Origin of the sequence: Thermogutta sp. (genome assembly GCF_039793925.1) — a bacterium.
GTDB lineage: Bacteria > Planctomycetota > Planctomycetia > Pirellulales > Thermoguttaceae > Thermogutta.
On sequence record NZ_JBAMME010000179.1, the window covers coordinates 1 to 8,561 of the forward strand.

General features: G+C 58.0%; 7 protein-coding genes. 2 read left to right on the forward strand and 5 right to left on the reverse strand.

The window, feature by feature from the left end; translation table 11 throughout:
- Positions 1-168 precede the first annotated feature (168 nt).
- From dprA to ABJK56_RS06715, 4 genes are all read right to left on the reverse strand, one after another.
- On the reverse strand, positions 169-1,284 hold the full coding sequence (gene dprA, locus ABJK56_RS06700) for a DNA-processing protein DprA (RefSeq protein WP_347243892.1): 1,116 nt from the start codon (positions 1,282-1,284) through the stop codon (positions 169-171).
- A gap of 172 nt (positions 1,285-1,456) precedes the next feature.
- Entirely contained in the window at positions 1,457-1,693 is a 237-nt protein-coding gene (locus ABJK56_RS06705) for a hypothetical protein (RefSeq protein ID WP_347243893.1), read from the reverse strand.
- Between the two features lie 405 nt (positions 1,694-2,098).
- Positions 2,099-2,383: a hypothetical protein gene (locus ABJK56_RS06710; RefSeq protein ID WP_347243894.1), complete on the reverse strand. Its 285-nt coding sequence runs from the start codon at positions 2,381-2,383 to the stop codon at positions 2,099-2,101.
- A 574-nt stretch (positions 2,384-2,957) separates the two neighbouring features.
- Positions 2,958-3,440, reverse strand: a complete 483-nt coding sequence (locus ABJK56_RS06715) for a hypothetical protein (protein ID WP_347243895.1) — start codon at positions 3,438-3,440, stop codon at positions 2,958-2,960.
- Positions 3,441-3,729: 289 nt separating this feature from the next.
- Here ABJK56_RS06715 and ABJK56_RS06720 point away from each other — a divergent pair, with 289 nt between their 5' ends.
- Positions 3,730-4,356, forward strand: coding sequence for a hypothetical protein (locus tag ABJK56_RS06720; protein WP_347243896.1), 627 nt, complete (start codon positions 3,730-3,732; stop codon positions 4,354-4,356).
- A gap of 6 nt (positions 4,357-4,362) precedes the next feature.
- Entirely contained in the window at positions 4,363-6,369 is a 2,007-nt protein-coding gene (locus ABJK56_RS06725) for a DEAD/DEAH box helicase (RefSeq protein ID WP_347243897.1), read from the forward strand.
- Positions 6,370-6,861: 492 nt separating this feature from the next.
- Here the strand turns inward: ABJK56_RS06725 and ABJK56_RS06730 are convergent, their stop codons facing one another.
- Positions 6,862-8,019, reverse strand: a complete 1,158-nt coding sequence (locus tag ABJK56_RS06730) for a glycosyltransferase (RefSeq protein WP_347243898.1) — start codon at positions 8,017-8,019, stop codon at positions 6,862-6,864.
- Positions 8,020-8,561: the final 542 nt, after the last annotated feature.

Genomic DNA, 8,561 nt, shown 5'->3' on the forward strand with positions numbered 1-8,561 from the left:
CGGAAACACCAATCCACCATTCGCCATTCGCAATTCGCTATTCGCCACGTTTTAACTGCACCAAGGTCCGATTGAAAGCATTGAGGATTAGTGACGAGCTGCGATCGAACGGCGGCTCATCCGTGTTACGGCATCCGACAGCTACGTTGACAGCTCGTCGCAACAAAATCACCACAGGCGTTGGACATCAGTGCCGATTCTGCGGATCAGCTTTCTCATCTCCAACACGCTGATGACGGCCAGCACCTGCGAGGCGGCCAGACCTGTCAATGCGATCACTTCATCGATGGGGGTAGGATCGGTTCGGATGGTTTGAAGGACCTGCTGTTCCAGCGGCGTGAGTTTGAGTTCGGCAGGCTGGCGGATGGTCGTACCGTCGGAGCGTGCCACGGGCCGTATCAGCGGTCCCAGTTCGTCCAGGACGTCCTCCGGGGATTCTACCCATTTCGCACCGTCTCGCAAAAGCCGGTTGCATCCGCGGGAATTGGGCGAGTCGGCACGACCGGGAACGGCGAAGACTTCGCGGTTCTGCTCCATTGCGTGACGGGCCGTGATCAACGCACCGCTCGATTCGCCGGCCTCGACAATGACCACGCCAAGGGCCATCCCACTGATGATCCGGTTGCGCTGGGGAAACATACCGCCATGGGGCGGAGCGTGTGGCGGGGCTTCACTGAGTAAGGCCCCGTGCTGCATAATTTCCTCGGCCAGGGCTGTGTGCTCTGGTGGATAAATTCGCGCCACGCCGCTCCCCAGAACGGCGATTGTGCGTCCGCCTGCCGTTAGAGCGCCGCGATGAGCTGCGGCATCGATCCCCCGAGCCAGCCCACTGATGATTGTGACTCCCGCCCGTGCTAAACCTGCCGCCAACCGTTCCGCCATGGCCAGGCCATAGGTGGAAGCGTGGCGGGTCCCCACGATCGCTACAGCCAACTCGTCTTCGGACTTCAGTTCGCCGCGGGCAAAGAGGGCCAGAGGTGGGTCGGGAATTTCCTTGAGCAGTCGCGGATAACGGATGTGCTCAATCCACAGGATATCAATTCCCGATTTGTAGCAGTTCTCGATGAGCTCGTCCGTTTCTGCTACGGAGGGAGGATTGCGGAGCCGGGTGGCCAGGCGGCGTCCCACACCCGGAGTTTCCAGCAGCGCGTCTTCGCTGGCAGAGAAGACCGCTTCGGGCGAGCCAAAACGGTTGATGAGCAACTGGTAAAGGCGGGGGCCAACACCTTCGATGAGGCTGAGTCGCAGGTGAGCCACCAACCGAGCATGGTAAGCATCATCCATTAACCGACGGCATTGCAGATTCTGTGAACTGACACAAACCGTGATTCTTTCCCGAGGACCATCCGTGGCAGGTGCTCCACTGGCGTTCCATTTTTACAGGGAAAGAACCTTGGTGCCAGAGGGCCGAATCGGTGGTGCAGCCGTCGGCGACTGGCCATTTCGGCAGAACGGCTCAGTACAGAACACCTGAGACCTGGCGGAAAAGGACCCAACTGCGCGTGCGGCGAATTTCCACGGGTTTCACGAATGCTCCGCGAGGGCCGTACGGCTCTTGAGGAACCCGGAAATAGGTGCGAATGATGTATTCCTCGGCCTCTGAATTCGGGCATTCGTTGACAGACACGAGCATCCAGTCCACCTGCTGGTGCTCCATCACAGGGTCCGGCAGATACGTTCCAGCGCGCTGCATCCTTCGGCTCCTTTCCTTCTCCTGACCACCCGAATTCCAGTAACGTCCGGATGTGGCGGTATGAGGGGCGATCCCCATGCCAAATGGCCAGGAGTACGACCGATTTGCGGAAAATGAGCCAAAACGCCTACCGTTCGCCGGGATTGAAGAGGATTCGGATGTGCACAGTGTATCCGTCGGACAACACATCACGCTGTCCGTTGGCAACATGAGAGAGTGCACCGGGGAGAAAACGGCAAGCTGAAGATATCGCCGGCATATTGCAACAGGCATCGCGCCCGCATGGACACGTGCCTCAACCTCGCGGCCCCAGGCCGATGGCCGCTTCCAGGAAACGGCACGTCGAGCTGCTCCCGCCAGGGCGCGACGATCTGACGCGCATTTCGAGAGATTGCGCCGGCAATCTTACTTTGATTGATGGACCGAGGGCGTAGGTGCTGGCGCCGCCGGCGTTTCTGATGAATTATCGAGAGGCATTTCCGGCTGGGGTAAATACCCGTGCCGCCTGTGGTAAATTCGGCGAACGGTATTGCCATAGAAGTGTCCGAAGCGGTTCGGCCGTTCCAAAAGCGGCAAAGATCGAATGGCCTCTCGATATTCCCGGCGACTGCTGGCCGAGGCATCTTCGCTGAGGCTCAGGATCCAGCCAGATGCCAACACCATGGCAGCGATCAGAATCCAACGGCGCATGGGTCAATCCTCCTGTGTTGTGAAATCAACGTTGCTTTCAGAACTTCACCTCATGGAATTTGGTCGCAGATACTTTAACAACAACGACGGCGACATTGCGCCAGCTTGCGAGTGCTCATTCGCAGTGCGACGCGAGGGCATCGCAGTCGCGTGCTGTCCGATTTGTGAACGGCAGGAAGAAGCGTCTGCCAACACGTTCGGTCATCTGCAAGCTGGCAGATGCAATCTCTGCGGGAGGGACTCAGGTGACCGTACCGAGAGCCCTAAGTCCGTTCCCGAGGTCCTTCATCGGCACGCCGACGCTTCCAGTTGATACGCGGCGGGAAAACATCGAGTTTACCGAACGTAGCGATGTTTCCTAGGTGGACTGGTGAAGCGGATCGACTCTGGGCTGCGACCGCAGAAAAGAAATGCCCAAATGGCATGCGATCATCGTGCATGACCAGACAAAGAGCGCACACATTCAGGCGGGTCGTGCGCCGCCATTACAGCACCGTCTTGAGGCAGACAACACCGGAGCGCCCAAGGCGGTAACATTTCGAACATTTGAACTAACCGTGATGGCATGCCACCATCAGGGTGAGTTATTGTTGGACGAATTCGGGGCCGGCGGCGGACTGCTCAACTGCGTGAGCACCTGGAGGATGCTGTTGAGATGGGCCATTCGCGGGCCGAACCGATCGACAAATTCGGTAAACATGAATTCGCCGTCAAGGAGGGCGTCAAAATTTTCGTTCACTTCTTCAGTGAGCTGATGAAGAAATTCCGTTTGGACGCGGGCGAGGGCTTCCGCGGCCTCGCGGCATTTTCGGGCGAGGTGCGGATTGGCCTGACGCCATTGCCCTAGCTCCATCGCTCGCTGTCGCTGAGTGTTTTGTACGTGGTTGACGAGGTCTTCGAGCAATTTGGTTTGCCGCTGCTCGATCGCCAGCAACTGACGCAGGAGCATGGCTACTTCGGCAAGACTCCCCGCAGGAGGAGGTGACGGCGGGGGAGCAGCTTGGGACACATCGATTTGAGTAAAAAGTGGCGGCCGCATGGGTCGGTTCTCGCTCATGGTCACGATACCTCCTTCATTTAACAGATCAGTATAACCAGAACCGACCGCAAAAGTCGAGTGTCGGGCGCGGGACTTGAGAAAAAGTTTTTCTTCTCCCCTTGAAAAAAGATTTCCGTGTGGGCAAATCCCGCAAATTCTTTTCCGCAAGAACATCCGACGGAGCCGTAAAGTTCCGCGTCATCGGTATCCGATGACGATGACGCACGCGGGAGATTTGCCGGTTCTCCCGTTTGAACTGGCTCAGCAGAAGAGTTAGCAAACCCCGGGTTGGCATCAGCGAGGGCTTATGACACAGCACGACAAGGTGGGGACCAGGTCGTCCCTGCGGTTAGGTTTTTTCACCGCGGTTCCACTCGCAGACGGCGGATACGTGGGGGGATACCTGATCCTCAATGGGGTAGGTCGCCCTATCGAATTTCACTGCACGACGCCTGTCCGACCCACCCGAGCACAGGAAATTCTCTACGGCCCGACCCTTAAGCCGTATCTTCTGGGTGAACAAATGGCACCGGCCTTGATCGCCAAGGCGAAGTCGGGGGTGGAAATTGTCTTTGTTTCGGAGTGGGAAGCCCTCACACTTTCTCAGGTGGTGGAACAGCCGGTGGTACTCGTTGTTTCACCTGAAACGACAGAGGCGGTGGACTGTGGTTTGGTAGCCAGTGCGGCCTCGGGAGGTCGGTGCCCCTCGGCAACCGGTGCCCCATTTGTGGGCGCAGCCCTTCTCGAATGCGGGGCGATCCCCGCCTGTCGGAGCCTACAGATTGGGCGAAACACGCTTCTCATCCCGGAATCGTCGCGTGAGACGCTAACGCAGGTGCAAGAATTTCTTTCTCCGTGGGCTGAAGCGTTCGACCTACTGGAACCGTTCGGACGGATTCGCGCGGCCTTAGAAGAAGCTCTTCGACGGGGGTAATTGCCCATGCTGTTCCGCGTTCTGTGGCGACGCCGAAGCAACTCCCACGCCGAACACCCACCCTTTGAGGCAACCAACGACGAGAACTCTCCCAAGACGATGGCGGAACGTGAACTTCCCACTGCAGGCACGCTCACAACGCCCGCTGGACAATCCTCACCCCTCGAAACCTACGAACCGTTTACCCTCAGCTTCCGGATTGACCCTTATGTGACCGGCTGGAATCGCGGACTGGAACGTGGGCTGGCCGTGGACACCCAGACATGGGAACTGGCGGCGCCTGCTTTCCGCGTTTTGGCACTCAATCCAGGGACCAGCAAAATCGAAGTCAAAAGCTTTTTATTTCTTGATCATGCCGACACTGCGAGCGCGGAGGATGCGGGAGCGAGTGGAAGCGCTCTCTCCGGTCAGACGGTAAGAAGCGGAGCAGAAGGCTCCGTCAATGCCATCAGCTCGGCGGAGTCCCGGGCGACGGGGCATTCCTCAGGACCGCGGCGCGGGGTCAGGTGCGATGCCGCGGTTTTGCTTCAGCGATTGGCGCCTGGTACCGGGCACCGCATCCAGCCTCCCGAGGATGTCATCAAGTTGGAGGACAGACTCCATTATCTGCTCCAGCCACCCCTGGAGTTCATTCTTGCCGAACGTCAACTTGAGTTTCCCCACACACCGTTTCCTTATCAGTTGGAAGGAGTGGCCTTTTTATTTCCCCGTCATGCGGCCATTCTGGCGGACGAAATGGGTTTGGGTAAAACAATGCAGGCCATTACGGCCATTCGACTGCTGCTCCGGTGCGGGGAAGTTCGTCGGGTGCTTCTGGTGTGCCCTAAGCCGTTGGTGAGTAACTGGCGACGGGAATTTGAGCTTTGGGCTCCCGAAATACCGGTCATGGTGATTGAGGGCGAACCACAGCGCCGCCGCTGGCAGTGGGAGTTGACCACCGTCCCCGTCAAAATCGCCAATTACGAGCTGTTACCTCGAGATCAGGAGTTTTTCACCGCAAAGGACGAAAGCGGCGAGCCGAAGGTGAGTTTTGACCTCGTCGTCCTTGACGAGTCCCAGCGGATCAAAAATCGCAGCGGTGCCACCAGCCAGGCGGTCCGCGCGATTTCCCGCAAACGAAGCTGGGCCCTCACAGGCACGCCGGTCGAAAACAGCACCGACGATCTGGTGGGGATTTTCGAGTTTCTTTCCCCTGGATTCCTCACGACGGATATGAAACCCCATCGATTGGGCAGGACCATCGCCGATTTCGTGCTGCGACGAACGAAGGACCAGGTGCTGACCGATCTGCCGCCCAAACTGTTCCGCGATGCCGAAATCGCATTGACTCCCGAACAGTGGAAAACCTACGAGATGGCGGAAAAAGAGGGCGTCCTGCGGCTATCCGAACTGGGCGCGGAAATCACGATTCAGCACGTCTTCGAGCTTGTCATCCGCCTCAAACAAATCTGCAATTTCGACCCCGTGACTGGGGCCAGCGCGAAGATGGAGCGGCTGGAAGTCGATCTGGAAGAACTTGCCGACAGCGGCCGAAAGGCCATCATCTTCAGCCAGTGGGTGGCAACGCTGGAAGAAATCGGCCGACGGCTGCCGCAGTATCGCCCCCTTTATTTCCATGGGCGAATTCCCCCGCGTCAGCGGGAGGAGGTGATTCACCGTTTTCGCGAGGATCCCGAGCACCGGATTCTTTTGATGAGCTACGGAGCCGGCAGCGTGGGGCTCAATCTGCAATTTGTCAATTACGTCTTTCTGTTCGATCGGTGGTGGAATCCTGCGGTTGAAGATCAGGCGATCAATCGCGCCCACCGCATCGGCGCAGCAGGGCCGGTGATCGTGACCCGATTCTTGGCCGTGGACACCATCGAGCAGCGGATTAATACCATCCTCGAGCAGAAAAGGGCTCTGTTCGAGACGATTTTTTCTGCCACGACCCCGAAAAAACTGGCCCTCACCCAGGAAGAGATCTTCTCGCTCTTCAATTTGCAAGCCCCTCAAGCGGCGAGGGCAGCGTGACAGCCATTTTAAGGGGCCTTCTCCGCCACTGCGGTGGGACGATCTTGCGGAGGCGAACAAAATTTCCTCGCTTCTGCGTGCGCCGGCGGGTAACTTGGCTATTGAAATTTTTGGAGAGGAAAAAACTGCTGCGGGGTGACGGCCACGCAAAACGTGTATCGATTTGACCGGTCTGGGGGAGGCGAATCGAACGGGCGATGGTCGTCCCCCGAGCAGTCTATATGGCTTGAGTTCTCGATAACGGAGCACGCACAACCCCCGCTTCCCGTTTGGAAAGAGTGGGCGAGGCGTCTTTTCCCTTCGGTTCGCCCGCTCTTTCTCTTTTTCTCTATTTCAACAAGAAATCTCGGCACGCTCTCCACGTGCGCGATCTTAAGAAATCCCAGGATCGTGCAAGCGCGTGCTGGAAAGAACGCTTTGAGATTCGGCCTAACGGTTCACCCGGCCCAAGGGGGTAGAAGCGACAGATCCGAGAGACATCAAACGTTTACGTCAACCAATGATTTGCCACAGGGTGACCATTTCCTCGGGCCCCACCACACGCGCTCTCCGCTTGACGGCTGTTATGTCTGGAGAGCAGTGGTCGTCCGTCAGGCAGATAACGTCGGCGTTACGAACGAGGCTCCCTGGGGGCCTTGCTGAAGGCCCTACAATGAGAACCCGACATTCCGCCCGCGTGCGAAAGGCCTTGTGCCAACCGTACACCAGGATTTCAACCTCCGGCCTGGCATCGGGGCGGCTTCGTGCGCGCCCCATCAGTTTCAGCAGCACGTTTTTCATCGCCTCAGGGAGCTGTTCACAATCGTCCGGTTGGCCGCTGATCATGACATCCAGGTCGAAAACATCCCGTTTGACAAGGCCATTGCGGCACCGCGTCAGCCGCCCTGCCCGATGGAAATAGTCGATATTCACCCCGTCCCGGATTTTGTCGGGTGCAGTTGCCACCCGGGGGTGCCAGAGATGATAGGTCCAGGTGCGATTCCTCAAGGAAACAACCCGAACTCCCGCTTTGTGGAGACGCAGGCCCAAATCGTCGTCTTCGCACCCCCAGCCGCGATAATTCTCATCAAATCCGTTGATTCGCTCGAAATCCTCGCGCCATAAAGCAAGATTTCCGCTGAGAACTCGGGGCTTGGTCGGGTGGCGGAGAAAGTGATAGAAAACGGCCTTCCAATGGGCGCGTCGCAGCCGCGCGATTTCTCGTCGTGGCATCCACCGGGTAAAAACCCCAGATTGTACGACTTCTTCCGTAAATGTCTGCGTAACCTCTTGACTTAAGCGAAGGCAATCCGTCGTCATCGCCCGGCCGGGCTGGCGTGCTCGCATGTGGATGGCCAAATGATCCGGCGGAACGACGCAGTCACCGTCCAGAAACAGCACGTATGCGGCCACTGTCGCGGCGAAGCCTTCATTCCTGGCCCTGGCCGGACAAAATCCCTCGTGAGGATGGGTCACAAACTTCACAGGCAGGCCCGTTTCCTGGCGAAATCGCTCGACAACCCGGGGCGTTTCATCCTGGGAGCCATCGTCGGCCACCACGATCTCGAACGGAGGTGAACTCTTTTGGACCGCCAACGACAGAAGCACCCGACGAAGGTGCCACGGTCGCTCGTATGTGGTCACGACCACCGCCATTTCGGGTTTGTTCATGGGATTCCGTTCCGAGCTGTCCATGCGTCCGAATGCAAACAGGCGAACCGAGGTTGGGACGTTTCAAGCCTGCGGCGGAAGTTCTGCCACACCCCATTATGAGCTGACTCACGGACACGGACAATTTCGGTTAAGGCCGAGGCTCTGGCGTCCGCACCCCAGGCTCTGGCGTGCGCACCTCGACAGGCTGTCGCGCGGCGCAACACACTTGGAGAAAAAGATCCGCGTGGCCCATCGAGGCGGCTATGAACAGGGCCACGGCCCCACGCCCTAACTAGCGAATATTACGCGAGTTCCGTCTAGCGACGACTCTTCGCCCGGGCAGGTCGTGGGGCGGCACGGCGCGTGCGATTTCGTTGGCTCTGAGAAAATCCCCAGTTAGAAAGTCGCGCTTGACAATACAGGTATTGCAGCACTACAATGCCAAACGAAAGTGATACTGAGTCTCAAGACACGCCGTATCAGCAACTAAGCATTTTCAGAATGGAAAGTAGATAGATTATGTTCAGTCATTGTAAAAATCAGCGGCGGTCGGCGTTCAC

Excerpts from the sequence above, each read along its gene's own strand:
- dprA (WP_347243892.1), bottom strand. The coding sequence starts at position 1,284 with ATGGATGATGCTTACCATGCTCGGTTGGTGGCTCACCTGCGACTCAGC.
- ABJK56_RS06705 (WP_347243893.1), bottom strand. The coding sequence starts at position 1,693 with ATGCAGCGCGCTGGAACGTATCTGCCGGACCCTGTGATGGAGCACCAG.
- ABJK56_RS06710 (WP_347243894.1), bottom strand. The coding sequence starts at position 2,383 with ATGCGCCGTTGGATTCTGATCGCTGCCATGGTGTTGGCATCTGGCTGG.
- ABJK56_RS06715 (WP_347243895.1), bottom strand. The coding sequence starts at position 3,440 with ATGAGCGAGAACCGACCCATGCGGCCGCCACTTTTTACTCAAATCGAT.
- ABJK56_RS06720 (WP_347243896.1), top strand. The coding sequence starts at position 3,730 with ATGACACAGCACGACAAGGTGGGGACCAGGTCGTCCCTGCGGTTAGGT.
- ABJK56_RS06725 (WP_347243897.1), top strand. The coding sequence starts at position 4,363 with ATGCTGTTCCGCGTTCTGTGGCGACGCCGAAGCAACTCCCACGCCGAA.
- ABJK56_RS06730 (WP_347243898.1), bottom strand. The coding sequence starts at position 8,019 with ATGAACAAACCCGAAATGGCGGTGGTCGTGACCACATACGAGCGACCG.